21 protein-coding genes and 1 pseudogene are annotated in these 26,785 nt (G+C 57.9%); 16 read left to right on the top strand and 6 right to left on the bottom strand.

The window, feature by feature from the left end; genetic code table 11:
- The first annotated feature begins 2 nt into the window (after positions 1-2).
- Positions 3-1,157, top strand: coding sequence for a dihydrodipicolinate synthase family protein (locus FJ936_RS06840; RefSeq protein WP_140789018.1), 1,155 nt, complete (start codon positions 3-5; stop codon positions 1,155-1,157).
- A 291-nt stretch (positions 1,158-1,448) separates the two neighbouring features.
- The gene (locus FJ936_RS06835) at positions 1,449-2,663 is read left to right on the top strand and encodes a site-specific integrase (protein ID WP_181763109.1); all 1,215 of its coding nucleotides are present in this window, start codon (positions 1,449-1,451) and stop codon (positions 2,661-2,663) included.
- 97 nt (positions 2,664-2,760) lie between these two features.
- On the opposite strand, the pseudogene FJ936_RS06830 reads toward FJ936_RS06835, so the two are convergent.
- A pseudogene (locus FJ936_RS06830) lies at positions 2,761-4,030 on the bottom strand (DUF2130 domain-containing protein).
- Between the two features lie 863 nt (positions 4,031-4,893).
- Between FJ936_RS06830 and FJ936_RS06815 the strand changes: the two are divergent.
- From FJ936_RS06815 to FJ936_RS06785, 6 genes are all read left to right on the top strand, one after another.
- Positions 4,894-5,103 (top strand): helix-turn-helix transcriptional regulator, encoded by a 210-nt coding sequence (locus tag FJ936_RS06815; protein WP_141906298.1) that lies wholly within the window; start codon positions 4,894-4,896, stop codon positions 5,101-5,103.
- Between the two features lie 145 nt (positions 5,104-5,248).
- The gene (locus FJ936_RS06810) at positions 5,249-5,821 is read left to right on the top strand and encodes a site-specific integrase (RefSeq protein WP_141906297.1); all 573 of its coding nucleotides are present in this window, start codon (positions 5,249-5,251) and stop codon (positions 5,819-5,821) included.
- Positions 5,822-5,831: 10 nt separating this feature from the next.
- Positions 5,832-6,437, top strand: coding sequence for a hypothetical protein (locus FJ936_RS06805; RefSeq protein ID WP_141906296.1), 606 nt, complete (start codon positions 5,832-5,834; stop codon positions 6,435-6,437).
- Entirely contained in the window at positions 6,394-7,101 is a 708-nt protein-coding gene (locus FJ936_RS06800) for a hypothetical protein (RefSeq protein ID WP_181763107.1), read from the top strand. Before FJ936_RS06805 ends, FJ936_RS06800 begins: the two co-directional genes overlap by 44 nt.
- A 125-nt stretch (positions 7,102-7,226) precedes the next feature.
- On the top strand, positions 7,227-7,619 hold the full coding sequence (locus tag FJ936_RS06795; protein ID WP_141906294.1) for a hypothetical protein: 393 nt from the start codon (positions 7,227-7,229) through the stop codon (positions 7,617-7,619).
- A gap of 961 nt (positions 7,620-8,580) precedes the next feature.
- Complete coding sequence (locus tag FJ936_RS06785; RefSeq protein ID WP_141906293.1) at positions 8,581-8,949, top strand: hypothetical protein; 369 nt, start codon at positions 8,581-8,583, stop codon at positions 8,947-8,949.
- A 548-nt stretch (positions 8,950-9,497) separates the two neighbouring features.
- On the opposite strand, the gene FJ936_RS06775 is transcribed toward FJ936_RS06785, so the two are convergent.
- Positions 9,498-10,910, bottom strand: a complete 1,413-nt coding sequence (locus FJ936_RS06775) for a helix-turn-helix transcriptional regulator (protein WP_141906292.1) — start codon at positions 10,908-10,910, stop codon at positions 9,498-9,500.
- 125 nt (positions 10,911-11,035) lie between these two features.
- Between FJ936_RS06775 and FJ936_RS06770 the strand changes: the two genes are divergently transcribed.
- The 5 genes from FJ936_RS06770 to scpA are packed head-to-tail and all read left to right on the top strand — an operon-like array spanning position 11,036 to position 17,762.
- A complete protein-coding gene (locus tag FJ936_RS06770; protein ID WP_141906291.1) occupies positions 11,036-11,614 on the top strand; it encodes a biotin transporter BioY in 579 nt (192 codons plus the stop codon).
- Positions 11,614-13,146, top strand: coding sequence for an acyl-CoA carboxylase subunit beta (locus FJ936_RS06765; protein ID WP_141906290.1), 1,533 nt, complete (start codon positions 11,614-11,616; stop codon positions 13,144-13,146). Before FJ936_RS06770 ends, FJ936_RS06765 begins: the two co-directional genes overlap by 1 nt.
- Positions 13,147-13,153: 7 nt before the next feature.
- A complete protein-coding gene (locus tag FJ936_RS06760) occupies positions 13,154-13,624 on the top strand; it encodes a GNAT family N-acetyltransferase (protein ID WP_141906289.1) in 471 nt (156 codons plus the stop codon).
- Positions 13,624-15,627, top strand: a complete 2,004-nt coding sequence (locus tag FJ936_RS06755; RefSeq protein WP_141906288.1) for an acetyl/propionyl/methylcrotonyl-CoA carboxylase subunit alpha — start codon at positions 13,624-13,626, stop codon at positions 15,625-15,627. Before FJ936_RS06760 ends, FJ936_RS06755 begins: the two co-directional genes overlap by 1 nt.
- Positions 15,627-17,762, top strand: coding sequence for a methylmalonyl-CoA mutase (gene scpA / locus FJ936_RS06750; RefSeq protein WP_141906287.1), 2,136 nt, complete (start codon positions 15,627-15,629; stop codon positions 17,760-17,762). The genes FJ936_RS06755 and scpA overlap by 1 nt, the downstream gene beginning before the upstream one ends.
- Positions 17,763-17,858: 96 nt before the next feature.
- Here scpA and FJ936_RS06745 read toward each other — a convergent pair whose 3' ends face one another.
- From FJ936_RS06745 to FJ936_RS06730, 4 genes are read right to left on the bottom strand one after another with little or no spacing between them, the layout of a single operon-like run.
- Complete coding sequence (locus FJ936_RS06745) at positions 17,859-19,115, bottom strand: Hsp70 family protein (RefSeq protein ID WP_141906286.1); 1,257 nt, start codon at positions 19,113-19,115, stop codon at positions 17,859-17,861.
- A gap of 4 nt (positions 19,116-19,119) precedes the next feature.
- Positions 19,120-20,718 (bottom strand): GMC family oxidoreductase N-terminal domain-containing protein, encoded by a 1,599-nt coding sequence (locus FJ936_RS06740; protein ID WP_246680416.1) that lies wholly within the window; start codon positions 20,716-20,718, stop codon positions 19,120-19,122.
- A gap of 14 nt (positions 20,719-20,732) precedes the next feature.
- Positions 20,733-21,728: an enoyl-CoA hydratase/isomerase family protein gene (locus FJ936_RS06735; RefSeq protein WP_141906284.1), complete on the bottom strand. Its 996-nt coding sequence runs from the start codon at positions 21,726-21,728 to the stop codon at positions 20,733-20,735.
- A 7-nt stretch (positions 21,729-21,735) separates the two neighbouring features.
- Positions 21,736-23,232: an aldehyde dehydrogenase gene (locus FJ936_RS06730; RefSeq protein WP_181763105.1), complete on the bottom strand. Its 1,497-nt coding sequence runs from the start codon at positions 23,230-23,232 to the stop codon at positions 21,736-21,738.
- Positions 23,233-23,399: 167 nt separating this feature from the next.
- Between FJ936_RS06730 and FJ936_RS06725 the strand changes: the two genes are divergently transcribed.
- The 3 genes from FJ936_RS06725 to FJ936_RS06715 all read left to right on the top strand — a co-directional run bounded on the left by FJ936_RS06725 (position 23,400) and on the right by FJ936_RS06715 (position 26,760).
- Positions 23,400-24,332, top strand: coding sequence for an alpha/beta hydrolase (locus tag FJ936_RS06725; protein ID WP_141906283.1), 933 nt, complete (start codon positions 23,400-23,402; stop codon positions 24,330-24,332).
- Between the two features lie 115 nt (positions 24,333-24,447).
- Complete coding sequence (locus tag FJ936_RS06720; protein ID WP_181763104.1) at positions 24,448-25,488, top strand: ABC transporter substrate-binding protein; 1,041 nt, start codon at positions 24,448-24,450, stop codon at positions 25,486-25,488.
- A gap of 165 nt (positions 25,489-25,653) precedes the next feature.
- A complete protein-coding gene (locus FJ936_RS06715) occupies positions 25,654-26,760 on the top strand; it encodes an ABC transporter permease (RefSeq protein ID WP_181763103.1) in 1,107 nt (368 codons plus the stop codon).
- Positions 26,761-26,785: the final 25 nt, after the last annotated feature.

Here is a 26,785-nt window from a genome sequence, read left to right as displayed (position 1 = left end):
CCATGGACATTGCCTTGCCTGGCGAGGGTGGCCGCAGCACACCCTACGCCCTTGTCGGACAGCCGGTCCAGCCGGTGATCGGCGTGCGGTTTTCGCGCATCGCCTATGCCGCCGCGCATGTCGTCGCCGATCCGCTGGGAATGACAGATCCATGGTCGCGGCCCGTTGTCGATTGGGACAGGACGATGGCGTTTCGTCATCATCTATGGCGGCTCGGCTTCCGCATCGCCGAGGCAATGGACACGTCGCAGCGCGGCATGGGTTTCGATTGGACGAATGCGCAGGAATTGATCCGCCGTTCAATCGCGGAGGCGCGGACCGTCGCTGGCGCAGATCTCGCCTCGGGTGCGGGCACCGACCATCTGGCGCCGTCGAACGCCCGGACGGTCGACGACGTGGTCGCCGCCTATGAGGAGCAGTTCGCTTTCATCGAAGGCCAGGGCGGCAAGGGGATCATGATGGCCAGCCGCGCGCTGGCGGCCGTGGCGAAGGGGCCGGACGATTACGCCCTGGTTTACGACCGCATATTGGGCCAGGCCTCCGGCAAGGTCATCCTGCACTGGCTGGGCGACATGTTCGATCCGACCTTGAAGCGCTACTGGGGCAGTGACGATTTCGAGACCGCGCTCGATACGGTGATCGCCATCATGGAGCGCAATGCCGGCAAGGTCGAAGGTATCAAGATATCGCTGCTCGACGCCGGCAAGGAAGTGGCGCTCAGGAACCGCCTGCCGGACGGCGTGATGATGTTTACCGGCGACGACTTCAATTATCCCGAGCTGATCGCCGGAGACGGCAAGCGGCACTCGCATGCGCTGCTCGGCATTTTCGACGCGATCGCACCGGTCGCCAATGCCGCGCTGGCGAAGCTGGCTGCCGGCGATCGTGCCGGCTACGACGCGCTGATGGCGCCGACCGTGCCGCTGTCACGGAAAATCTTCGAGGCGCCGACTGAATATTACAAGGCCGGCATTGTCTTCATGGCCTGGCTCAATGGCCACCAGGACCATTTCTCGATGGTCGGCGGCATGCAGTCGGCGCGCGGCATTCGCCATTATGCCGACGTCTTTCGCCTCGCCGACCAGGCAGGATTGCTGGCCGACCCCGACCTTGCCATTTCGCGGATGAAAAGCCTGTGTGCTGTCGCGGGGGCCTAAAACGCGTTTCGCGATCGGATCACCCGTCGTCCATTCCGGTGAGCGCCAAGACGCTCGCGTATTGATGCAAGGTCCGAATATCTGGGTTGGATGGTGGGCGTGACAGGGATTGAACCTGTGACCCCTGCAATGTCAAAACCACGCTCAGGCATCTCGCGATTTCCCTCCTCGTCCATAAGATACTGAAATACAGACACTAAGTCTGCCGGACCTACCTCTTGATTTCCCCCTGTCGCCTTGTCATTCCTCACTTTTTGATTACTATGTGATTACTGAAAGAGGATGATGGTCGTGAAAATACGGGTAACCAAAAGGTCCGTCGACGCGTTGGTTGGAGCGGAGAAGGACAGCTTCTGGTGGGACGACACGCTGAAGGGATTTGGCGTCAAAGTCACTCCAATTGGCAAGAAGGTGTTCGTTCTGCAGTACCGCGTCGGAAAATCGCCTGCACCACGACGTATCACAATTGGCGAATACGGGCAGCCATGGACGCCGGATTTGGCTCGAGACGAAGCTATGCGTCTCAGAGGCCTGGTAGCCACAGGAATAGACCCGGCCGACAAACCTGTCGAAAAGCTGCAACTAACCGTTTCGCAGCTTTGGGAGCGCTATGCTGACCAAGCTTCCGCGCACAAGAAGCCGTCCACCATCGCCCGAGACCGAAGTTCGGCAACACGTCACATTATTCCCTTGATGGGCGATCTTGATGTTGGTTCCCTGTCTAAACCAGAGATTCAGACGTTCTTCTCAGGCGTCCGATCTGGAAAGACCGCGGCGGACGAAAAGACGGGTTTTAGGGGGCGTGCAATTGTTACGGGTGGGCCTGGAACTGCCAACCGGACCCTAGACCTCTTGTCGTCGATGATGACCTTCGCTATCGACTTGGGGTTGCGTCAAGACAATCCAACGAAAGGGATAAAGAAGTTCGCCCTGCGCACTCGCGATCGCTACCTAAATGGTGAGGAGCTCAAACGACTCGGAAAGGCCCTCGACGCCGAGCAATCAGCGGGAGCAAATCCTCTCGCATTAGCTGCTATACGATTTCTACTGCTTTCGGGGTGTCGGAAGAGCGAGGCACTTGGACTTCAGTGGAAGTGGGTCGATCTGGAGAACGCCCTGGTCTCGCTGCCGGACAGCAAGACGGGTGCTCGTCAACTCCACATCGGCAGCGCAGCGAGAGATTTGCTGAAAAACATTCCTCGATTCGCAAATTCCCCGTGGGTCTTCCCTTCATCGCGAGGTTCCGGCCACGTGATCGGAATCCGCAAAATATGGGACGCGGTTCGCCAACGAGCTCAATTGGGCGACTTTCGACTGCACGATCTGAGACACAGCTTTGCGAGCTCGGCGGTTTCATCCGGCCAGAGCTTGTATGTTGTCGGCAAGCTGTTGGGACATAGCCAGGCTCGCACAACCCAACGGTACGCACATCTTGCAAAAGGTCCTGTTCAGTCAGCAGCCGACGCCGTATCGGACGAGATATCCAAGAGGCTGGCGGGAAGCTGATGGGCGATTTAGCCCAACCCGGGCGGTTGACATGTCCCTTACCGGCGCTTTGTTCACTACCTGAGCAGCAGGGTAAGCCAAGACAATGGCGCCGAGATCATTCATCGTGGGACGATCCGTCTGCCGCCAAAATCTGAAGGCTCTCGATCTCCTGCATCACCTTGCCTGCAATGCCTGGAGGTCGCCATACATTCCGACTGTGGACTCGATGACGCCTTGGATTTGCGCCTCGCGTTTAGCCCACAGTCGGACTGCTGCCTTACGCTCGCGAGCGAGATCGTCCTGCATGTCCGAGAACTTTTCGACGATGGCTTCGACTCGTTGCCTGAAGCGAGGGCCGGTTAGGTATCCGTAAACCAACTCCATCCTGGAGGCCTGACCGACCTGGGCGAGGCGAGAGTTCGCGAGCTCGATCAGCGATTGACGCAACATCACCGCGATCGGTATCGCGCATCACGGATTTGCCACGTAGATGCCGTCAATCAGGTCGAAGGTCTCCACGCCTGGGGGGAGGGTCTCGGAGATCATCAGGGCTACTTCGGCCTTGGCGGCTCGCTGGTCGGCCCTCAGCTTAGGCAGCCAACCTTGGCTCCAACTCTTGGTCCGCTTCGATTCCCAAAGGATGGCGCCACACGGCTGGCCGGCCGGTCCCACAACGCGTTGCAACACATCGCCACCAAACTCTCCCTTGGCGACCGGATCGATAATATCGACGGGGAACCTGGCGGCGATCAGAGACTCCAACTCCAGCTCTAACACCTCGCCTTGGAGTTGCTGTGACCCCTGTTCGGCACGACGCTTCAGCTCCTCGATCCGGCGCTGCATGCCGGCAATGTGTTCTTCCTTCTCTGCGACCTTCATCCGCAGGCCGTCCTCACTTCGGTCTTGGCCTTGGCGCGCACAAGATCCAATCCTTCATTGACACGTTTCTCGACGGTCAGTGAGATCTCACGTCGCTCATCATCCAGTGCTCGCTGCTGTTTCAGGAACTCCGCCTGCTGCTGTTGGGCCTCAGCCAACTTCTCATCCCTGGCCTGCAAAGTAGCCTCGAGCGCAGCTAGCTTCTTATCCCGTTCCTGCAAGTCGGCCGAGACCAACAGCTTGGCCTTACGAACTTCCTCAGCTTCTATCCGGCCACGCTGAATCTGAAGCTTCTCAGCGACGTCATTGTCGATCGCTTGTTTGGCGGCGTCGATATCGGCTCTTTCGCGTTTCAGCACATCTTCCTTGGCGGCTATCGCTGCATTGCTCTGAACAAGGCGCCCGTCGTAGTCCTCCTGCGTCGCCGCAATCAACGGAGCCGCAAGAGACTCGTTGAGCTTGATGCTCGAGTTGCAGTTTGGGCAGCTGATTGTCGGCTCGCTAATATTCCTAGGTTGTTCCGTCATCGCGATCGGCCTCGCTGAGAATCTCTTTTCGTGATTTTCATTGCACACGGCAACCTGTTGTCAGAAAGAACGAAGAAGGAACAACTAGCGTGATCCAGAGGTGATTTTGATGTCGGGTTGAGCTCCGCTGGACTTCGGTCTCCACTAGACGGGGGTGGCGCCCATCAAGCGGCGCTTCATTTGTTCGAATTCAGGGTCGGTTATGACGCCCTTGTTTCGCAGTTCGGCCAACCGTTCCAACTTCCCGATCGGTGGTTCGCCAGCGCCGGCTTCTCGTTGCCTTTCATGAGCCTGCGGCGGCGTAACGTTGGAGTTTGCGACGCCTCGGACGAATAGGGCGCAGGCTGAGGTCCGTACTCGTTTGGACCCTCTTCAGAAGCCATCGCCGCGAAGACAAATGCGATAGGGGGGACGACACAAGGTATGACAACCCAGGTAGCGTATCCCACGTCATGCAAACGCCGAACAAGTGCCGAGAAATGTGGAACGATGTGAACGAGAACCGTCAGCGGAAAAAATATATCAGTTTCGAGCAGGGGATCGATTGAAAGGGATACTGCGCTGATTATGGCTATCGCCCCGTAGAAATACCAAAATGCCCTTCTGCTCATACGACCCGAGGACACGGCGTAGTTTCGGGTAGCACTCTTATAGTGAAAGACAATCTCGTCGAAATCTCTAAGTTTATCAATCTCGCTTTTTCCATTAGTTCGTCCCTTTACGAGTGTTCGGACAGGATCAGAGGTTTCGTAGCGCTCGCCGGACGAGATCATGGCCTCCGAATTCCTTTTGTAGAGAATACTCCGTGGCGAAATACTCTTCAAGGCAGTGCTCTCGGACCCATGGAGATCCGAGAAGCTTTCGCACGAAATTTGAGAGCCTTGCGGCAGGCCAAAGGCCTGTCACAAGAGGAACTTGCGCACCGGGCAGGGATCGATCGGACTTATATCAGTGCGTTGGAACGCAATGTGTACAACGCGAGCATCGACGTGGTTGACCGGCTGGCCGAAGTCCTGGGCGTGGATGTCGCGGAATTGCTGAAACGACCCTAAGCCGACAATCTCGTCAGACACGACGACCTTCAACAAAACCCATGTCGTAACCCCAAAACCAGCGGTTTCTGGTGCCTTTTGGCTTGAAAATAGGAATATTTGCCTATAATCTTGAGTTGTACCCCCTCGGTGGAGCGCAACCAAAATGTCCGGTCGTCAAGCCAAAGTCGTCACCGATTCAATGTTGCGCAAAATGCTGACGCATACGCGTAAATCATCACACCCAATGCGGGACCGGGTGATCGTCTTGCTCTCCTGCAAGGCCGGGTTGAGGGCCTGTGAAATTGCCGGACTTGAATGGCCCATGCTCCTCGATCCAAAGGGGAGGATTGGAAACCTGGTCGTGATCGAGGATCGGATCGCGAAACGTCAATCCGGACGCCGAATTCCACTTCATCCCAGCCTAAAGGGAGCGCTCTCCCTTTTGAGAGAAGAGGGTTGCGACGGTCCGGTGATCCGCTCAAGCCGCGGCGGCGCCATGAAACCAAATAGCATCGTCAATTGGTTTGTCGAACTCTATCACGAGCTGAACTTCGAAGGATGTTCGTCGCACTCGGGACGCCGGACATTCATAACGACGGCAGCGCGATCCGCGCACCGCGCGGGAGGTTGCCTTCGCGATGTCCAGCTCCTTGCCGGGCACCGGTCTCTGTCGATGACCCAGACCTACATCGACGGCGACACCGATGCCCAACGCCGCATCGTTTTAATGATTTGAGACAGCGACGATGTCTGACCGAAACGAAGTGGTTAGTGGACCGAATTCGCACGCGCAGATTTTGAGGATGCCGATCGCGGAGAAGATCCTGGAGCCATTCAATCAAGGGGATCTTGATAGCTTGTGTGGTGTCTATTGCGTCATGAACGCCGTCCGATTTCTTTATCCGGAGTTGGGACTTCGGAAGTCGATTGGTCTCTTTCAAGTCCTGTCGGAAAGCCTGACGACAAACCGGGTGACTGCCCACGAGACGGTCGGGTTGGGAATCGAAATTCCGACCGTCCATGCCCTCGTCAAGGCTGCCGGCAAGTACCTCCGGGAGGTTCTCGAGGTTTCAATCATCGCTGCGACATTGACGTCGAAAATCCGCCGGTTCGACGATCTTTGGACCGCGTTGGGTGAGGGTTTGGGCGACAACCAGGTCGCCATCATCGGTCTCTCTGGTCGCCACGATCATTGGACGGTTGCCTATCGAATGACCGCGAGAACGATCCGGTTATTTGACTCCGATTCGATGAAAGTTTTGCAGCGGGCGCGGTGCTCGCTCCGCGATCCGAGAGTTCCGTATCAGATTGATCCGGACGAAATTATTCTTCTTCGCAGGGGAGGGGTCTGATGATGGAGAGTTCAATTGGAAAGTCGAACGGCTTTGCGACGTCTCCGATTGCCCGAACGGGGCTCTGCCGGTGACGCTGGATGAATATCTCGCCTACCGCAAAATCGTCGCCGCACATGATCCAGACGCGATGGAAAGGGTTAGGTCGAAAGCTCCACCCGTGGACGAAACTGATTTTGCCCTGAGGGTCTCATACGTCATCCTCAACAGCGGAATGAGGTGGACAGTTGCGAAGGACATCTGGAACCGGATGAAACCTTCTCTGGTGAGGACGGGGGAAGTGGGAGACACTTTCGGGCATCCGGGAAAGGCCAAGTCGATCAACAAGGTGATGTCGAACCGGTCGGAGCTCTTCCAAAGCTTCAAGCTGGCCTGGGCAAATGGGCCGGCAGAGGTGATCGAGTTTTGCGAAACCCTTCCGTACGTCGGCGCGATCACCAAGTATCACCTGGCGAAGAACCTCGGCGTTGACGTGGCAAAGCCCGATGTCTGGTTGGAACGAGTTGCCAGCCAATCGGGTGAAACGGTCCAGGAGTTATGCGGACGACTGTCGAAACAGTCGGGGGACAGCGTCTCGATCGTCGACTACGTGATTTGGAAAACGTGTCAGCAAGGATTGTGGCGTGCGGGAGTGTTTCCGGCTGACAAGTCTGCCCCTGATTGATTGTGCCTGACGACGGCTAACCACACCGAACAATAGGAAGGCTAAACTGACCGGCAATGTGGCCGGCCGGAAATACTGTGTTCAGAAAATAACGACCATGACCTCAACGGCGAAAGGATTTGACTATGGCTGAGCTGCAAAACTTTTCCCTTTTAATAGCGTGGAACGATGACGACGAAGAGCAAGGAGAATTCGGCGACACCGTCCGCGCCGAATCTTTCGAAAAGGCGGAGCGCATCGTGCGCGCCCGCATGATCAAATCGCATTGGCGGGAACACCGCGACCCGGCATTCGAAACGCATAACGAATCGCTCAGTGGGTACGTCAACGGCGACGGCACGTATTTTGGCCGCGTGATCGAAAGCGCGCCAGGCGCCATCTGGCGCGCTGCCGAACTTGAAAAGGCGTTGCGCGCGTTGCGAGCTGTGGCTGTCTGGAATGAAGACAGCGACCGGACCGCTTTCGACGCCGCCATGGCAAAGGCTAACTCGGTGCTGGCCGAAATCGACGGCTTGTAAGGCTCTTACAATGAACCAGATTAACGCTCTAACCCCGCAGGGGCTCGAACCAACGAACTGATCGGCGATGGGGCTAGCCTTAGGATGAACTGAGTCCATGAAAGGAAAGATCATGAAAAACCAGGAAACCGGATATGCGCTTTGGAGAGGCTAATGACATTAGCCAAGCTCTCGATGAGACCGTCATCAAGACCAGATCACTCAAGGACGACCTGAGGATCCATCGCCTCGGCGGAAATATGGTCATCACCGACGGGATCGGCCATCGGTCCCTCGACGGTTAGGGACATCTCAGCCGTCTCTCTCCCGAAAACGCCCCCTATGGTGAGCACGATTGCGCGGTCATGATGATCAGCGAGATCAAGATCGTTTGGAAGATCGATTACTACGATCTAAGTCGCCGGTACCACTCACCCGACCCATCGGACCGAAACGTCACGTCGCGTGTCATGACGATCATGAGGGCCGACGAGTACTGAAGCGCTACACAGTCTGACTACGTGAATGACCACCTAGCGCCAGGCAGCCGACATTTTAAAAAACTTGAGCATCAGCGTCGGAACAGCTTGGCGAAAATCCAAGACATTTCAGATACTCACGGTGCGCAGCGCTCTGGCCCCTTTGTAAATCTGTTCAGTCTGCATTCTCGTTGGCCTGAAGCGCTGTGTGAAATACCAGGAGGACTCGTTGATGACCGACAATTCAAAGCAGGCGTCGGTCGACGCGGTAGCTGCCGGTGAAGAGATTGGTAGCTTGCCGATTGGTTGGCCGCGCGCGAACGCGGTGCCGAGGACGACAATGGTGAGCTGGGGACTTATGACTCGCAGGATGCCCACACTCGAGACAGGGCTGGCGTGAGACTTGGCCACGGCGCCAGTAAGCGCGGTGTGGTTGAGGAAAGAATTTACTCGCATGATCGGCTAAGGGGCTGATGACGGCCTGACGGCATCGTAGTAGCCGCTTGGACAAAGCTTTTGAGGTTGGCGAGACGTTCGGTCATCCGGGGAAGAGAAAAGCCATCAACAAGGTGATGTCGAACCGGTCGGAGTTTTTCCAAAGCTTCAAGCTGGCCTGGGCAAATGGGCCGGCGGAGGTGATTGAGTTTTGCGAGACCCTTCCATACGTCGGGGGGATCACCAAATATCACCTCGCAAAAAACCTCGGCGTTGACGTGGCAAAACCAGACGTTTGGCTCGAGAGGGTCGCGGTAAGCTCAGGCGAGCCTGTTCAGGAATTGCGCGCGCGACTTTCGCAACTGGCTGGCGACAGCGTCTCGACCGTTGACTACGTGAATGTGGAAGGCGTGCCAACAAGGATGGTGGCCTCCTGAAAGTGTCGCCAAGCGACCGTCCTAGGAACGAGTGACCGTCGTCGCGAGCTGAAGGCTCCAAAAAGATCAGAAGTGCGGGACTGACCGGCAATAGGGCCGGTCAGAAGGGTCTCGTCATACGAAAGAAAGGGAAGTCCATGACGAAGGAAAAATCAGACATGCTGTTCGGGGAAGCCGATTTCATCAACGAAGCGAAGCGCTCGACGGAACCGCCCTCAAAATCAGATCACTTAACAACGATTTGAGGATCAGGCGCCTTGGTGGGATTGTCGTGATCACCGATGGGATTGCAGCTCTTGGTCCCTCAACGATCAGGGACATCATTTCTGCCGCCACCGCATTCGATGGCTTCACTTCCGAGAATGATCCGTATGGTGAGCACGACTGCGCAGTCATGACTGTGGGAGGAATCAAGATCATTTAAAAAATCGACTACTACGATTTAACCCCACCGATATGATCTAGTAGCAGAGGTGTGACATCGTGGGTTTGACGATCATGAGGGCCGATGAGTACTAAATGTTTGACCTGACATTTACTGGAGGTAACTAGACAATCGCGTAAGGCAAGTTGGCTCGCGAATCCGGGTCGATACTCAGCCGCCGCTTGAGTGGCGGAACGGCGCGCTGGTCGCAATTGGTCCGTTCGCAGATGCGGCACGAGATTCCGATCGGCTGGAACGCGTTGCGGCCTGACAGGCTGAGACCGTCGGCATAGACAAAGTCAGAAGAGTGCGAAACATCGCAGCCTAGAGCAATCACATAGCGCCGCTGTGGCTCCGCAAATCCACCACTGCGCCTAGAGATCTCTGTAGCAATTGACAGATAACGGGCTCCGTCCGGCATCTCGGCGAGCTGACGGACAAATCGGCCAGGAGATTCGAAAGCCTCATAGGCGTTCCACAATGGGCAAGCAGCGCCATAGCGGGCGAACTGCAGCTTTGCAGCGCTGTGGCGTTTGGTGATGTTGCCGGCCCTGTCGATGCGAGCAAAGAAGACAGGCACGCCCTTCTGTCCCGGCCGCTGCAAGGTGGAGAGCCGGTGCGCCACCTGTTCGAGACTCGCGCCGAAGCGCGCCGCCAGCAATTCTATGTCGTGGCGCACTTCCTTTGCGGTGGCAAGAAAGCGGCCATAGGGCAGCACCAGCGCCCCGGCGAAATAGTTGCAGAGCCCGATGCGGCAGATGTCACCCGCCTCGGCCGTGCGGAAACAGGCGCGCGCTATGATCGCGTCGACCTCCGTGCGTCGCTCTAGCGCGGAGATCTGGAAAGCGAGCTGAAAGGCGCGCGAGGCGCTGTCCAGATAGGGATTGAGATAGAGCACCCTGGCCTTGCCGTCATAGCGGCGCAGCGTCTTGCTGTCCTCGCCCGAACTGGCAATGCGCACGTCATGCCGCGTCTCCAGATGCTCCGCCATGGCGGCGATGCCGTCCTGCTCGCCAATCCGCAGATCGTTCGCGAGGCACTCGGCGGCAAGATCCAAATCGTCGATGTAATTGTCGACGAAATGAAAGAAGTCGCGTACCTCCTCGTAAGGGGTAGGCTCGGAAAAGCTCTCGGTGCGTACCATCTGATCGTCGATGCTGGCGAGCTGTTCGCTGTTGCGCCGGTAGGCCTGGTGGCAGGCGAGTAATGCGTGGGCGATGGCGGGCGCGCTCTGCGCCACCAGCTTCAGCTCCTGCGATCCGGGCGACAGTACGTCGAACAGCGGATCGGCCAGTGCCTCCTTGAGCGCCGATAGTAGCCTGTCGCTGTCGCTGCTAGAGAAGGCGGACAGGTCGACCCGGAATTTGTCGGCCAACGACAGCAGCACGGAGGCGGAGACCGCCCGCTGGTTGTTCTCGATCTGATTGAGATAGCTAGTCGAAATCCCCAGCCTCTCGGCAAAGACCGCTTGCGTTGCCTTGTTTGCTTCGCGCAGCTCTCGAATTTTCCGACCGACGAAAAGCTTCGAGGGTGCCATTTCGCAACTTCGCATGTTTCAATTTGCAAATTAACATACATGACATAGGCACCTCTTCAACCATTTTCTTCGCCCGCGTGGTCGATTAGCAGTCAATCCGTCCTCTTCTAGCCAACGGAAATGACATGACCACGAGCCGCTCACCCGCCCTCTCGCACCATTCCAGGCAAGCGCGTCATGCGCTGACGCTGCTGGGAGCTACGCTGCTACTTGCTCTATCGGCCAAAATTGCCGTTCCATTTTATCCCGTGCCAATGACACTGCAGACCCTCGCTGTTATCGGCCTCGGCTTCGCGCTCGGTCCTTGGCGAGCTGCGGCGGTGGTGGCGCCTTACCTGGCAGAGGGCGCGATTGGCCTCCCGGTGTTCGCGGGCACGCCGCAGAAGGGCGTAGGCCTATTCTATATGCTGGGACCGACGGGCGGCTATTTGCTTGGTTATCTGCCTGCCGCAATGATTGCTGGCTGGGCAGGCACGCTCAATCCGAGTGTAAATCCCGTGGCGGTGGCGGCGGTAGCGCTTTTGGCAAGCGCAGTCATATATGTTCCTGGACTGCTGTGGCTAGGTGCCGTCATTGGCTTTGACAAATCAGTGCTGCAGTACGGTCTCTACCCTTTCATTCTGGGTGACGTAACAAAGGCGGTCCTGGCCGGGCTGTTATTTGTCGCCGGCCGCACCGCATTCGCAGGCAAAGTCCAGCCCTGATGCGCGCAGTGCTGGAACAGTTGGAGGCGAGGCGCGTCGAAGCCCGCCTTGGTGGCGGCCAGAAACGCATCAACGCCCAGCATGCGAAGGGCAAGCTGACGGCGCGCGAACGGCTTGACGTGCTGCTCGATGAGGGGTCCTTCGAGGAATACGACATGTACGTCACCCACCGGGCGACCGAGTTCGGCATGGCGAGCCAGAAGATCGCCGGCGACGGCGTGGTCACCGGCTGGGGCACCATCAATGGCCGCATGGTCTATGTTTTCAGTCAGGATTTCACCGTGCTTGGCGGCTCGCTGTCCGAGACACATGCCAGGAAGATCTGCAAGATCATGGATATGGCCGTGAAGAACGGCGCGCCTGTCATCGGCCTCAACGATTCCGGTGGCGCGCGCATCCAGGAAGGCGTGGATTCGCTTGCCGGCTATGCCGACGTCTTCAAGCGCAATGTGGACGCCTCTGGCGTGGTCCCGCAGATCTCGGTGATCATGGGGCCATGCGCCGGCGGCGCCGTCTATTCACCGGCCATGACCGACTTCATCTTCATGGTGCGCGACACCTCCTACATGTTCGTCACCGGCCCCGATGTGGTGAAGACAGTCACCAACGAGATCGTCACGGCGGAGGAGCTCGGCGGCGCCAGCACGCACACCCAAAAATCCTCCGTGGCCGATGGCGCCTTCAAGAACGATGTCGAGGCGCTCGAGGCGATCCGACGGCTGTTCGACTTCCTGCCGCTCAACAATCGCGACAAGCCGCCGGTCAGGCCCTTCTACGACGATCCGGCGCGCGTCGACATGCGGCTCGACACGCTGGTGCCCGACAGCGCCAACAAGCCCTACGACATGAAGGAACTGATCCTGGCCATTGCCGACGAGGGCGATTTCTTCGAGATCAGCCAAGCCTATGCGAGGAATATCCTCACCGGCTTCCTGCGGCTTGAGGGCCAGACGGTGGGCGTCGTCGCCAACCAGCCGATGGTGCTGGCGGGATGCCTCGACATCGATTCCAGCCGTAAGGCAGCGCGTTTCGTGCGCTTCTGCGACGCCTTCAGCATCCCGCTTCTGACGCTGGTCGACGTACCGGGCTTCCTGCCGGGGACGGCCCAGGAATATGGCGGGGTGATCAAGCACGGCGCCAAGCTTCTCTTCGCCTACGCCCAAGCGACCGTGCCGATGGTGACGCTGATCACGCGCAAAGCCTATGGCGGCGCCTATGACGTGATGGCGTCCAAGCATATCGGCGCGGACGTGAACTATGCCTGGCCGACCGCCGAGATCGCGGTGATGGGCGCCAAGGGCGCGACCGAGATCCTCTATCGCTCGGAGCTCGCCGACGCGGGCAAGATCGCGGCGAGGACCAGGGAGTACGAGACGCGCTTCGCCAACCCGTTCGTGGCTGCCGAACGCGGCTTCATCGACGAGGTGATCATGCCGCATTCGTCGCGCAAGCGCATCGCACGCGCATTCGCGGCACTGCGCGGCAAGAGCCTCGAGCCGCGCTGGAAGAAGCATGACACCATGCCTCTTTGAGACAAACATGATGGCTGTTGCACCCTCTGACATCGGTTTGCGAAGGGCGACCGGGAATGACGAGGCATTTGTTCTCTACTTAGAAGGATTGGCTACGCGCAAACTAGCGGAGGCAGCATTTGGACGCTGGATTCCGCGCCCTGGAATGGGAGCATCATTCCCGGAAGCTACCTGTATCATTCAAGTGAGAAACAGCGACGTCGGATGCTTCACCATACATGAGCGGTATAATGTTGTCGAAATAGACCAATTCTACCTGCATCCTGAAGCGCAAGGTTTCGGCGTTGATAAACATGTTTTGGAGCGGATTGTGACTTTTGCCGCAATCGAGCATGAATTAGTCGAAACGTCACTAATTGCCGGAAGTGATGCTCAGGAATTGTTTACTGGCTGCGGATTTAAGATAATTGAAGTATCGGCTAAACGTATAAGAATGGAATATGCCGTCTCGCGGAAAATAACCACCTGGATAAATTAATGTTCAACAAGATACTGATTGCTAATCGGGGCGAGATTGCCTGCCGCATCATCCGCTCGGCCCGCAGCCTCGGCATAGCGACGGTGGCGGTCTATTCGGATGCCGATCGCGACGCGCTGCACGTCAAGATGGCGGACGAAGCGGTCCACATCGGCCCATCGCCGTCCAGCCAGTCCTACATCGTCATCGGCAGGATCGTCGACGCGGCAAGGGCCGTGGGCGCCGATGCGGTGCATCCGGGTTACGGCTTCCTGTCAGAGAACGCCAATTTCGCCGATGCGCTCAAGGACGCCGGTATCGCCTTCATCGGCCCGCCGGTGGCGGCGATCGAGGCGATGGGTGACAAGATCACCTCCAAGCGCATCGCCGCCGCGGCCGGCGTCTCCACCGTGCCCGGCCATATGGACCTGATCGAGGACGCGGACGACGCCGTGCGCATCGCCACGTCGGTCGGCTATCCGGTGATGATCAAGGCGTCTGCCGGGGGTGGCGGCAAGGGCATGCGCATAGCCTGGAACGACGTTGAGGCACGTGAAGGGTTCCAGTCGTCGAGGAACGAGGCCAAGGCCTCCTTCGGCGACGACCGCATCTTCATCGAAAAATTCGTCACCGAGCCGCGTCACATCGAGATCCAGGTGCTGGGCGACCAGCACGACAACATCGTTTATCTGGGCGAGCGCGAGTGCTCGATCCAGCGGCGCAACCAGAAGGTCATCGAGGAAGCACCATCGCCCTTCCTCGATGCGGCCACCCGCAAGGCGATGGGCGAGCAGGCCGTCGCGCTGGCGCGCGAGGTCGGCTATTTCTCGGCCGGCACGGTCGAGTTCATCGTCGACGGCAAGAAGAACTTCTACTTCCTGGAGATGAACACCCGTCTTCAGGTCGAGCATCCAGTGACAGAACTGGTGACCGGCCTCGATCTCGTCGAGGAGATGATCCGGGTCGCCGCCGGCGAAAGGCTGCGCTTTGGCCAAGACGATGTGAGGCTGAATGGTTGGGCCATCGAAAGCCGGCTCTATGCCGAGGATCCGTACCGCAATTTCCTGCCCTCCATCGGGCGCCTGACCCGCTATCGGCCGCCGGTCGAGGGACGGCGCGACGACGGCACGATCGTACGCAACGATACCGGTGTGTTCGAGGGCGGCGAGATTTCGATGTATTACGATCCGATGATCGCCAAGCTCTGCGCTTGGGCGCCGGACCGTGGCGGAGCGATCGATGCAATGGCGCGCGCTCTCGACGATTTCGAGGTGGAAGGCATCGGCCACAACCTTCCGTTCCTGTCGGCAGTGATGGCCCAGCCGCGCTTCCGCGAGGGCCGGCTGACCACTGCCTACATCGCGGAAGAGTTCCCGGACGGTTTTCACGGGGTCGAGCCCGACGACGCCCAGGCGCCTCTGCTGGCAGCCGTCGCCGCCTTCATCAACGGTAGAGTCGTTCGCAGGTCGGCGCAGATCTCGGGAGCTCTCGCCAATCATCCGCGCAGCATAAGCAAGGATTGGGTTGCGACGGTGGCCGATCGCGAATTTGCGCTCGTTGTGTTCCAGGATGAAGTCAACGCCCTCGTCGCCTTTGCCGATGGGCCGAGCCTCACAGTGTCTAGCGATTGGCTGCCGGGCGACAGCCATGCGACCTTTGTCGTGAACGGCGAAGCGGCGGGCGTGAAGGTGTCGCTTGACGGTTCCGGTCTGCGTCTGCGCTGGCGAGGTATCGACGTCACCGCATTCGTGCGCTCGCTCCGCGTGGCCGAGCTTGCCCGGCTGATGCCGGTGAAGGCGCCGCCCGACACGTCGAAGATGCTGCTATGCCCGATGCCCGGCGTCATCACGTCGCTGGCGGTGCAGGTGGGCGACGCTGTCGAGGCCGGGCAGATGCTTGCGACCGTTGAGGCGATGAAGATGGAGAACGTGCTGCGCGCCGAGCGCCGGGCGGTGGTGAAGGCGATCGCGGCAAGAGCCGGCGCCAGTCTCGCGGTCGACGAGCTTATCATGGAGTTCGAGTGATGGCCGACGAGCTCGAACCGTGGCGCGCCCTCGCCGAGAAGGAGATCAAGGCCGACCCGCGCACGCTTGTCTGGCTCACGCCAGAAGGCATCGACGTCAAGCCCCTCTATACGGCGCGGGATCTCGAGGGGAATAACTATCTCGGCGGTTTGCCGGGACAAAAGCCGTTCCTGCGCGGGCCACGCGCAACCATGTATGTGGGCCGCCCGTGGACCATCCGGCAATATGCCGGCTTCTCGACGGCTGAAGCTTCCAACGCATTCTACCGCAAGGCGCTCGCCGCCGGCCAGCAAGGCGTGTCGGTGGCCTTCGACCTGGCCACCCATCGCGGCTATGACAGCGACCACCCGCGCGTCGAGGGCGATGTCGGCAAGGCGGGCGTGGCGATCGATTCCGTCGAGGACATGAAGATCCTGTTCGGCGGCATTCCGCTTGACCAGGTTTCCGTGTCGATGACCATGAACGGCGCGGTGATCCCGATCCTCGCCAGCTTCATCGTCGCGGGCGAGGAGCAGGGCGTGCCGCGCGCACAACTATCAGGCACGATCCAGAACGACATCCTCAAGGAGTTCATGGTCCGCAACACCTACATCTACCCGCCGGAACCCTCGATGCGGATCGTCGCCGACATCATCGAATATACGGCGAAGGAGATGCCGCAATTCAACTCGATCTCGATCTCCGGCTATCACATGCAGGAGGCGGGAGCGACGCTAGTGCAGGAGCTTGCCTTCACGCTGGCCGACGGGCGCGAATATGTCCGTGCGGCGCTGAAAAAGGGCCTCGATGTCGACGATTTCGCAGGCCGGCTGTCCTTCTTCTTCGCCATAGGCATGAACTTCTTCATGGAGGCGGCCAAGCTGCGGGCGGCGCGGCTGTTGTGGACGCGCATCATGGAGGAGTTCCAGCCGACGAAGGCTTCCTCGCTGATGCTGCGCACCCACAGCCAGACATCCGGCGTGTCGCTGCAGGAGCAGGATCCCTACAACAACATCGTGCGGACCGCCTATGAGGCGATGAGCGCGGCGCTGGGCGGCACGCAGAGTCTACACACCAATTCCTTTGACGAAGCGATCGCGCTTCCGACCGAGTTCTCGGCCCGCATAGCGCGCAACACGCAGCTCATCCTTCAGCACGAGACGGGCGTGACCAGAGTAGTCGATCCGCTCGCCGGCTCTTACTATGTCGAGAGCCTGACCAAGGAGCTCGCCGATGCGGCGTGGGCGTTGATCGAGGAAGTCGAGGCAAGAGGCGGCATGACTAAGGCGGTCATCGAGGGGCTGCCCAAGCGCCTGATCGAAGAGTCCGCAATGCGCAAGCAGGCCGCGGTTGACCGCGGCGACGACGTGATCGTCGGGGTCAACAGGTATCGGCTCGAGGACGAGTCACAAATCGACATTCTTGAGATCGACAATCAGGCTGTTCGTCTGGCGCAGGTCGAGCGGATTGAGAAGGTCAAGCGCCAACGCGATCCCAAGCGCGTTGCCGCCGCCCTTGCGGTACTGGAAACGACCGCGGCCAGCGGCAAGGGCAACATTCTTAAAACAGCGATTGAAGCTGCCCGCGCCAGAGCCACGGTCGGTGAGATCTCTGAAACAATCAAAGAGGCCTTCGGTGCTCATGTCGCCGTGCCGGAGATTGTCGAGAAAATCTACGGTAAAGCCTTCATGGGTGAACAAGAATACGAGGCGTTCGCGAAACGGCTACGAGATTTTTCGAGTGAACTTGGGGAGCCCATACGGCTGTTGGTGGCTAAGCTTGGGCAAGATGGCCACGATCGCGGGGCCAAAGTTATCGCGTCAGCATTTGGTGACATTGGCTTCGATGTAGTCGCTGGGCCGCTGTTCCAAACCCCGGACGAAGCAGCGGACCTTGCGGTCCGCTCAAGAGTGCATGTTGTGGGCATGTCGTCGCTTGCTGCCGGCCACAAGACCTTGGGCCCTCAATTGGTGGAAGCGCTGAAGGCGAGGGGAGCAGATCACGTCATCGTAGTAGTTGGCGGCGTTGTACCGCGCCAAGACTATGGGTTTCTGCTTGACCAAGGGATTTCCGCAGTTTTTGGCCCTGGAACGAGTGTGCTTGAAGCCGCGCGTGCAGTGTTGGATCTCATGGAAGGCAAGAGGCGCAACATCTGAATCAAGTCGGAAAAAAGCGGCCTGTAAATTCAGCGACAAGTCGGCGCCGCTCTATGAACCTTACCAAGCTATCCTAGGCTGTCTAAAGATCCCAGTTTAGCTAAACCGTCGTTGCGCATCTAGCGTGAGTCCTCTCCCAACGCTACCAAAGATATCTCCCGCCACTATCTTCGCCGAGGGCATCGCATCCAATAGCTGTCGTTGAAGCTTCAATATTTTGGTGGAACCCCCAGTTAGCAGTATGGCGCCTATGGCCGCCGGAGGAACCGCAGCCAGCTGACAGCACTTAATCGCTGTGGCCACGATCCTATCCAGGTCCTCCTTAATTGTCGCCTCGAATTGATGCTGATCGACGGTCATTTCCAGAGTTGGTGTAGTTTGAACACGAATTCTAGCGCTCTCGGTCTCCGAGAGCGCAATCTTTGCCCGCTCGACTGTGTCAGCGATACCATGTCCCAACCGCCTGCGCAGTACGGAAATGAGCCGCTCGATAGGCTGTGCTTGGTCTGCATTGCGTAGAACACTTCTGAGATAAGACAGGTTCGCGGCACTATAAGCGTTATTTATGCGATGCCACGTCGCGAGATCATTGAAGAGATATCGGGGAAGAAGCAGGCCTTTGGGCAGAATTTGCACCTGGTAGCCGATTTCTTGCATCACAGTTGCGATACTCAGTCGGCGGTCAAAGTCTGTTCCACCAAGGTGGACCCCAGCGATTGCGAGAATATCTTTCGATCTATCGAGATATCTAGCATGTTTGGAAGACAATCTCACGACCGCGAAATCTGATGTGCCTCCCCCGATGTCGGCAACCAATGCGATTAACTCACCAATATTCAGTTGCTGTTCGAAGGATAGGGCGGCAGCAATTGGCTCGAATTGCAGCTCAACATGCCGAAAGCCGACGCGCTGTGCGACTTCGATCAGCTCGTCGCTCGCCCTGCGGTCTGCAATATCGTTGTCATCATCAAAGCGGACCGGCCTTCCTACAACAACCGAGTCTATCGGCTTCTGAACTGCCTGCTCCGCCTTCGTTTTAAGATGCCGGAGAAAAAGGGCCAGGACATCGCTGAGATTGACTGGCCGGCCCTGGATGATAGTTGCTTCACGCATCAGCGGAGATCCGAGCACGCTTTTGAGCGAGCGCATAAGGCGGCCGTTCGCACCTTGGATGTATGTCTCGATCGCGCGTCTGCCGAACTTCACCTCTTTTTCCTCGTAGTCGAAAAAGATGGCGCTCGGCAGGGTCAGGTAGCCATCTTCGAGCGCGCAAAGCTTTGGGACCTCATTGACTGCAACCCCGACAGTTGAGTTGGATGTGCCAAAGTCGAGTCCGCATGCGACGACAGACATTGTTTCAACCTGCTCGCAGGAGATCGGACGCCCGTTCCGCGATCATCATGGTTGGTGCGTTGGTGTTGCCGGAGATAATCGTCGGCATTACTGAAGCGTCGGCTACACGGAGCCCACCCACAGACTGGACGCAAAGCTTTTCGTCCACCACTGCCAGGGAGTCGCGGCCCATTCGGGCTGTGCCGACCGGATGGAAGATAGTGGTGGCAATTCTGCCTGCTGCAGCAAGGCACTCGTCATTGGATTGAACGAAGGGACCGGGGGCGAACTCTATCGGGGAGAATTTGGCTAGCGGCTCTTGCGCCACTATTCTTCGGGTCAGCCTTATTGCGCGAACGGCCTTTAGCTGGTCTTCAGTCGTAGAGAGATAGTTTGGTCGGATGAGCGGCTTGGTACGCGCGTCAGCATCCGCTACGTGAACGTTTCCGCGGCTGGTAGGCCGCAGGTTACATACGCTTGCCGTAAACGCTGGGAAATTGTGCAGCGGTTCTCCGAAACGATCCAGGCTGAGGGGTTGAACATGAAACTGAAGGTCGGCGCGATGGACGTCTACAGCGGATCTAGCGAACACGCCCAACTGACTAGGCGCCATCGAGATCGGGCCGCTCCTCCGAAAGAGGTACTCCAGTGCAATGTGCGCCTTGCCGTAAAGGGTGGAAGCGCGTTCGTTGAGAGTGCTAGCCCCTGTGACCCGGTAAGCGCATCGAATCTGTAGATGGTCCTGCAGGTTAGCGCCCACGCCCGGGAGATGCACTATTGGGTCGATGCCTATGGACCTAAGATACGTGCTGTCACCTATGCCTGAGCGTTCGAGGATTGCGGGGGTGCCGACCGCGCCGGCGCACAGAATTAGTTCGCCGGCGACCGATGCTGAGGCCGTTGTGCCACCTAGATCGTATTCGACGCCGACGCACTTCCGACCACTCAACAAAATCCTGATAACTCGGGCGTTGGTGACCACCATAAGATTGGATCGATGAATGGCCGGCTTTAGAAAAGCACGATAGGCACCCCATCGGATGCCTTTTTTCTGGTTCACCTCGAAATAGCTCGAACCGAAGTTGTCTCCACGATTAAAGTCTTCGACCTTTGGGATACCGACGCATTCCGCGGCCTCGCGGAATGCGTCCAACAGAGGCCATGACACACGTTGGTGTTCCACGCGCAATTCGCCATCGCCACCATGATAGGCAGAGGTGCCGCAGACATGCCATTCGGCGCGGCGGAAGTAGGGCAGCACGTCGTCCCACCCCCAGCCCACGTTTCCACTGTCACGCCAATGGTCATAATCTGCGGCCTGGCCGCGCATATAGATCATGCCATTTATGGATGAACTCCCGCCGAGCCCAAGTCCTCTCGGATAGGCGATCCGCCTTCCGCCCAATCCTTGCTCCGGTTCAGTTGAGAAGCACCAGTCGAAGCGGGGATTGCCCATGCAATAGAGATAGCCGATGGGAATCGTGGTCCAGGGATGCCTCCCGGTTCCGCCGGCCTCCAACAGCAGCACCCGCTTACGTGGATCGGACGAGAGTCGGTTGGCAAGTAAGCAGCCGGCACTACCGGCGCCGACAATCACATAATCAAAGGTCGCGGGGGTGAACACATTGCGTATCCGACTCATGCAGAAACCTGCTTTCCTATCGGGCCATCGGCTATTCTGTCCTGCCATACCGGCAGGCGATCTTTGTCAACGAGGATCGCGCGGACCCCTTCGATGAAGTCCGGATGTCTGATCGCGGTGGAGGCGACCGTTAGCTCACGACGAAGACAGGACTCGAGGCTGTCGTTCGCCCCAGCATCGAGCAATCTAACAGCGGCTCGACAACTATTACCGGAGGCCGCACGCAACAGCGCAAGGGACTTTTTGGAGGTGGCATCGTGGTCGGCAGCCAGAGACTTCATGATGCCATCCAGCGACGAAAGTTCGAAATGAGCTAATGTCCGCTGAGAAGGCAGATCACCAGAACCGCAGTCGCGAGATGACACGGTCTCGCGGAGGGCATACTCGATCCCCACAGTCGGATCAGTCAAAACTGCCGTCAGATGTGGTAGACTTTCAGAATGGATGAAGTGAGTCGCCAAGCCCGCTGCGACAGCCTCCATGCCAGTCATGCGCGAGCCAGTCAGCGCTATCCACCTGCCTAGCCCCGGCTGCAACCTCGGCAGGACGTAGCTTGCGCCTACGTCTGGGATGAAGCCGATCTGCGTCTCGGGCATCGAAAACAGAGATCGTTCAGTGGCGATGGAATATCCGCCGTGCATCGTCAAGCCCAAGCCTCCGCCCATGCAAAGGCCATCGACGATGCTCACATATGGCTTTGATGCGCGAGAAATGGCTAGATTAAGCCGGTACTCGGCGGCAAAAAATCTTAGAGCTGCGTCATATCGGCCCTCAAGACATAACTCGCGAATAGCTTTGAGATCTCCACCTGCACAGAACGCTCGATCCGATCGCGATCGCACTAGAATGCGCTTGATCTTAGGATCAGCATCGAAGCTGAGAAACGCCCCCTCAATCGCCTCTATCATCGGCGGATCGAGAGCATTGAGAGAACGAGGGCGGTCAAGCCAAATGATACCAACCCCGTTTTTGACTTCGCTTTGAATAGTCATACGGAGTTCAAATTGAGGTTGGCGGAAAAGGGTCTGCAACTGGAGAGCTTAAGTTTGCCCAAGTAGTCTTGGTCTGCTGATATTCTCTCACGGCATCCATGCCGTTTTCACGCCCGATGCCACTTGCCTTGTAACCACCGGTCGGTGCCGCGGGGCTCACACCTCGAAACATGTTGGCGTAGATCGTGCCAGCCTGAATCAGCGGGGCAAGTTGGAGTGCACGACCTACATCTTGGGTCCAGATACCTGCGGCGAGCCCATATGGCGTGTCGTTAGCGAGATGTAGTGCCTCCTCTTCACTGTCGAACGCTATCATCGCGAGAACTGGACCGAAAATCTCTTCTTGGGCGATCCTCATGCGCGAATCCACGTCGGTGAAGATCGTCGGCCCGCAAAACCATCCCTCCTCGAAACCGGGCACACGAATCCGGCTTCCGTCGATGAAACAGCGGGCGCCTTCTGACCGACCGAGGGAAATGTAGGATGTTACCTTTTCGAGCTGCTCTTTGGAGCCGAGGGGACCCAGATGTGTACGTCGATCGAGTGGATTTCCTACTATCGCGCGACTGCAGAGCGTCGAAAGTCTATCCAGTAGTGCCTTATGGACCGAGCGTTGTACTAGGAGCCTTGATCCCGCCGAACATGTCTGGCCGCTGGCTAGGAATATTCCGGCAGAGATTCCGCGCGCAGCCGCATCTAAGTCCGCGTCAGAGAAGACTATCTGCGGCGATTTTCCGCCAAGTTCGAGTGTCACACGCTTGAGTCCATCACCCGCCGTCTGAGCTATGCGTCGGCCTGTGGCCTCAGATCCCGTAAACGAGACTTTGGCAACGTCCTTGTGCGCCACGAGAGCGGTTCCCGCCTCTGAACCATATCCGGTTACAATGTTGATTACGCCGGGGGGGAAACCCGCTTGATTGATCAAATCGGCAAGAAGAAGCGTCGATACGCTGGCAATCTCGGATGGCTTCACGACAATCGTATTGCCCGCCACCAGCGCAGGGGCAAGTTTCCAAGTAAGAAGAAGCAGCGGTACATTCCACGGAGTTATCGCCGCGACCACTCCGAGTGGCTCTCTGCTCGTGTAAGCAAGAATTCCGTTTTGCTCTGGAGGAAGGAGATCGCCGGCCTGCTTGTCAGATAAACCAGCGAAATAGCGCAGCCACTTGGGCACCCGGCCTACCTGAGAGATCGCTTCCCACAAAGGTTTTCCGTTATCCGAGGTCTCCGCCAGTGCCAGCCGTTCGATATCCTGCTCTACTAGATCGGCCAGACGCAACATCAGCAGGGCACGCTCTGCAGCTTGCATGTCGGGCCAGGGGCCGGCTCGGAACGCCTGCGACGCAGCCGAGACTGCCTCCCCAACATCTTCCGCCGTCGCACGCGGTATCCGAGCCCAGATACCACCCGATGCAGGATTGAACGAGTCGATCCATCGGCCGTCGCGCGCAGCGACTCTGCTTCCTCCGATAAGCATGAGGTGGTCTAAGGGCGTGGCTACCATTTGGTCAGATCCGTGAGGTCATATGATCAGGAGCTTGGTTCTAAGTGAGCAGGGGCGAACGTCACCCCCACTTCGGGTGGTTCCTCTCTGTGATCCACCCTTTCGGGGGGTGCTTAACCCCGCTGGCTGAGCAACCATTGGGCACCAGAAGCAATGGATGAATCAAAATGTTCGACGAAGGAATACGGCATTACATTAATCGCTGCGAAGAAGAGGACGTATTTACCGAAACGCAACCGACGGATCTGACGAGCTTGCGTCAAAAATATCTCCGGATATGCGAAGAGTTCAGTATTCCTCATCCGCCTGGGCTGAAAGTTTGGGACGATACTATCAGGGCGGGTAGTCAGGACGTTGCGATCCGAGTATTCGCCCCATCACGCAAGCGACCGCCGCTTCTTGTGTTTTTCCATGGCGGCGGATGGATGTACGGCAATCTCGACAGCCACGACTCTTTAACTTCAGGTCTCGCCGCAGCCGGTGACTTCATGGTTATCGCCGTGGATTATCGGCTCGCCCCTGAGCATCCATATCCCGCACCGTTTGACGACGCGTGGAACTCACTAGCGGCGATCATGGCAGATGCCGACCGGCTAGGGTTCGATTCCGATAGGGTTGGCGTGGCGGGTGATTCAGGCGGTGGAAATTTGGCGGCCGGCGTCGCGCTTAAGGCTCGGGATCTCGGCGCCCCGAAGTTGTGCTGTCAGGTCTTGCTTTATCCGGCTCTTACAACCGACTTCACCGCTCCGTCTTACACAGAACGGGCGGTTGTTCCTTTGCTGACAACCGAAGAAGTCAAGTTCTGCTGGCGTACCTACCTCGATGACCAGTTCGATACACCGACCGACTACGCTGCCCCGCTACAGGCGCAATCGTTCGAAAATCTGCCGCCAGCCTTCGTCGTCGGCTGTGAATATGATCCCCTGCGCGACGATGCCAAAGCTTACGTGGAGCGGCTTAGGCAAAGCGGCGTTCCTGCGGAATTGAGACACGAGCCGAGGTTGATCCACGGCTACATGCGCGCCAGGGCTATAAGCCCAGCGGCTGCGGCGTCGTTCGATGCTACGGTTATGGCCTCTAAGCGGCTATTGGGAGCTTAAAAGATCTGCCGCCGCATCTCGTCCATCTTTCCCCCTCGTTGGGGTGGTGCCTCTCCCTGACAAAGGTAACAGCATGACATGGGCAACATCACATCCAAGGAATGAGGAGAGTAATATGAGGCAGCTTAGCTTACTGGGCAGTGCGGCTGGTACAGCCCTTATGCTGACGGTCACTGGCGCCGCAAGCGCCAGGGACCTAACAATCGTCGGGGGCGAGGGTGACACCGAAAAAGTTATCGTGCGCGCTATCAAAGACCCTTTCGTTAAAGAGACTGGGATTCAAATCGCTAGCGATATCTGGACAGGATCTGAGATCGCTAAGATCAAGGCGATGGTCGATACCGGGAGTTACAGCTGGGACGTTCTGACGGTGGAGGCGCCCGAACTCGCCCGAGGTTGCGAAGACGGCATCTTCCAACCTATCGACTTCTCAAAAGTGGGTGGGAAGGATCGCTTCATCCCAAATGGTGCAACTGAGTGCGGGGCGGGTTTCATCAGCTGGGCGATGCTGATGGCCTACAATCCGGGAGCAGTGAAAGCGGCACCGCGAAGCTGGGCGGATTTCTTCGACCTTGCTCGTAATCCTGGTAAGCGAGGCCTGCGCAAAACGGCTAAAATGACCCTGGAAATCGCACTACTAGGAGATGGTGTCGCGCCTGACCAAATCTACAATGTCTTGCGGACGGAAGAGGGCGTAAAACGGGCTTTTGCCAAACTGGAATCGCTGGGAGACCAGGTCGAGTGGTGGTCGGCAGGCGCGCAGCCCCAACAATGGCTGTCCTCTGGCGAAGTAGTCATGACTGCGGCCTATAACGGTCGCGTGGCGCTGGCGGCAGATGCCGGGCAGAAGGTTGCAACGAACTGGAATGGCGCACAGTACTCAGTCGACTACTATGCCATACCTAAGGGCGATCCATTGCTCGACAAAGCCTATGCCTATGTGGAGTTTGCTACGAGGGCCGGCGTTCAGGCGGCATTTTCGGAGGGAGTACCGTATGGTCCTGCGAATGCTGAAGCGGCGAAAAAGGTAAACAATCCCAATCTGCCAACTTATCCCGCCAATTTCGATGTAAGTGTGTTCAACGACACCGATTTCTGGATCGAGAATGGTGCCGCGCTCGAGGAGCGGTTTCAGGCTTGGGTCGCGGCGCGCTAAAATCCGGCCACTGTAATGAGAAAAAAAGGTACGACTCCGCAGCCCACGCAAGTCCGGAGCCGTTCTGCACTGGGCGGACGCCTCGCCTCATGCTTGTCGGGTTTTCCGCTCTACAGCCCCTTGCTTCTATTAGTTCTAGGGCTTTACGTATTGCCGATAGGAGGCATGCTCGCGCGAGCTTTCGACAACTCCGAGTTCACCCGGTGCACGTCTCGTACAATTGCCGCGCTTGACGGCTGGAATGGGCAAGGGCTGCCACCAGATGCGGCGTTCCGCTCGCTTGCTGAGGATATGAAGGCCGCGGTCAAGGAGCGGAAGCAGAGCGTCATCGCTGATCGGCTGAACCGGGAGGTTGTAGGGTACTATTCGGTAATTGCCCGCACGGCCAGAGAGATTGACCGCGTCGGTCTCGTTGATGCCCGCCATGACCTAATCGCCATCGAGCCTGCTTGGGGATCGGTGTCAATTTGGCAAGCGATTACAAGGGCATCCTCGCCTATCTCAAGCTTTAACCTGCTTGCAGCGTTGGACTTGCGAAGGAGTCCGATCGATGGTTCCGTCATTTCGGCGCCGGCCGAACAGGCCATCTATGTAGCGCTCTACATCAAGACAATCTGGATCAGTGTGTGGGTTACGATCGCGTGTGTTGCACTGGGGTATCCAGTCGCCGCCTTCATCGCTTCATTGGGCGCGCGAGGCCACCAGCTGGCTCTGTTCGCAGTGTTAATGCCTCTATGGACTTCGATTTTGGTGCGTTCAGCTGCCTGGATCATCCTTCTTCAGAAAAATGGGATCGTCAACCAGCTATTGCAGGGGGCCGGCATAACTGGGGAGCCGCTCGAACTTATTTTCAATCGCCTAGGCACATACATAGTGACAATACATGTCATGCTGCCATTTTTAATTCTTCCTACGCTGGGCGTGATGCGCTCGACCCCTGCCGAATACATGCGGGCCGCCTTGTCATTGGGTGCGCCGCCTTGGCGCGCGTTTGTCAGCGTGTACCTGCCACTCACGCTGCCGGGAGTTCTCGCGGGAGCCACCTTAGTTTTCGTATTGTCGCTGGGAAACTACTTGACCCCTGCGCTTGTGGGCGGTTCGCGGGACCAGATGATCAGCTATTTCATTTACTTTTACATGAATCAGCAGCTCAACTGGGGAATGGCGGCATCACTCTGCTTGGTACTAATTCTCTTCATTTTTTTGATTGGGATGGTAGCTTTGGCGACGCGACGATTCGTCCCAATCTTGAACACAAGTACTAAACTATGACCCTCATCATACGCATTTTTTCAGT

The organism is Mesorhizobium sp. B2-4-13 (assembly GCF_006658535.1).
Lineage (GTDB): Bacteria > Pseudomonadota > Alphaproteobacteria > Rhizobiales > Rhizobiaceae > Mesorhizobium > Mesorhizobium australicum.
This window is presented reverse-complemented; position numbering and strand designations above follow the sequence as displayed.

Bases quoted from the DNA above. Each gene is read 5' to 3' on its own strand.
- FJ936_RS06770 (WP_141906291.1), top strand. From the start codon at position 11,036: ATGACCACGAGCCGCTCACCCGCCCTCTCGCACCATTCCAGGCAAGCG.
- FJ936_RS06765 (WP_141906290.1), top strand. From the start codon at position 11,614: ATGCGCGCAGTGCTGGAACAGTTGGAGGCGAGGCGCGTCGAAGCCCGC.
- FJ936_RS06810 (WP_141906297.1), top strand. From the start codon at position 5,249: ATGTCCGGTCGTCAAGCCAAAGTCGTCACCGATTCAATGTTGCGCAAA.
- FJ936_RS06760 (WP_141906289.1), top strand. From the start codon at position 13,154: ATGATGGCTGTTGCACCCTCTGACATCGGTTTGCGAAGGGCGACCGGG.
- FJ936_RS06735 (WP_141906284.1), bottom strand. From the start codon at position 21,728: ATGACTATTCAAAGCGAAGTCAAAAACGGGGTTGGTATCATTTGGCTT.
- FJ936_RS06805 (WP_141906296.1), top strand. From the start codon at position 5,832: ATGTCTGACCGAAACGAAGTGGTTAGTGGACCGAATTCGCACGCGCAG.
- FJ936_RS06730 (WP_181763105.1), bottom strand. From the start codon at position 23,232: ATGGTAGCCACGCCCTTAGACCACCTCATGCTTATCGGAGGAAGCAGA.
- FJ936_RS06715 (WP_181763103.1), top strand. From the start codon at position 25,654: ATGCTCGCGCGAGCTTTCGACAACTCCGAGTTCACCCGGTGCACGTCT.
- FJ936_RS06795 (WP_141906294.1), top strand. From the start codon at position 7,227: ATGGCTGAGCTGCAAAACTTTTCCCTTTTAATAGCGTGGAACGATGAC.
- FJ936_RS06755 (WP_141906288.1), top strand. From the start codon at position 13,624: ATGTTCAACAAGATACTGATTGCTAATCGGGGCGAGATTGCCTGCCGC.
- FJ936_RS06840 (WP_140789018.1), top strand. From the start codon at position 3: ATGGACATTGCCTTGCCTGGCGAGGGTGGCCGCAGCACACCCTACGCC.
- scpA (WP_141906287.1), top strand. From the start codon at position 15,627: ATGGCCGACGAGCTCGAACCGTGGCGCGCCCTCGCCGAGAAGGAGATC.
- FJ936_RS06745 (WP_141906286.1), bottom strand. From the start codon at position 19,115: ATGTCTGTCGTCGCATGCGGACTCGACTTTGGCACATCCAACTCAACT.
- FJ936_RS06775 (WP_141906292.1), bottom strand. From the start codon at position 10,910: ATGGCACCCTCGAAGCTTTTCGTCGGTCGGAAAATTCGAGAGCTGCGC.
- FJ936_RS06815 (WP_141906298.1), top strand. From the start codon at position 4,894: ATGGAGATCCGAGAAGCTTTCGCACGAAATTTGAGAGCCTTGCGGCAG.
- FJ936_RS06725 (WP_141906283.1), top strand. From the start codon at position 23,400: ATGTTCGACGAAGGAATACGGCATTACATTAATCGCTGCGAAGAAGAG.
- FJ936_RS06720 (WP_181763104.1), top strand. From the start codon at position 24,448: ATGAGGCAGCTTAGCTTACTGGGCAGTGCGGCTGGTACAGCCCTTATG.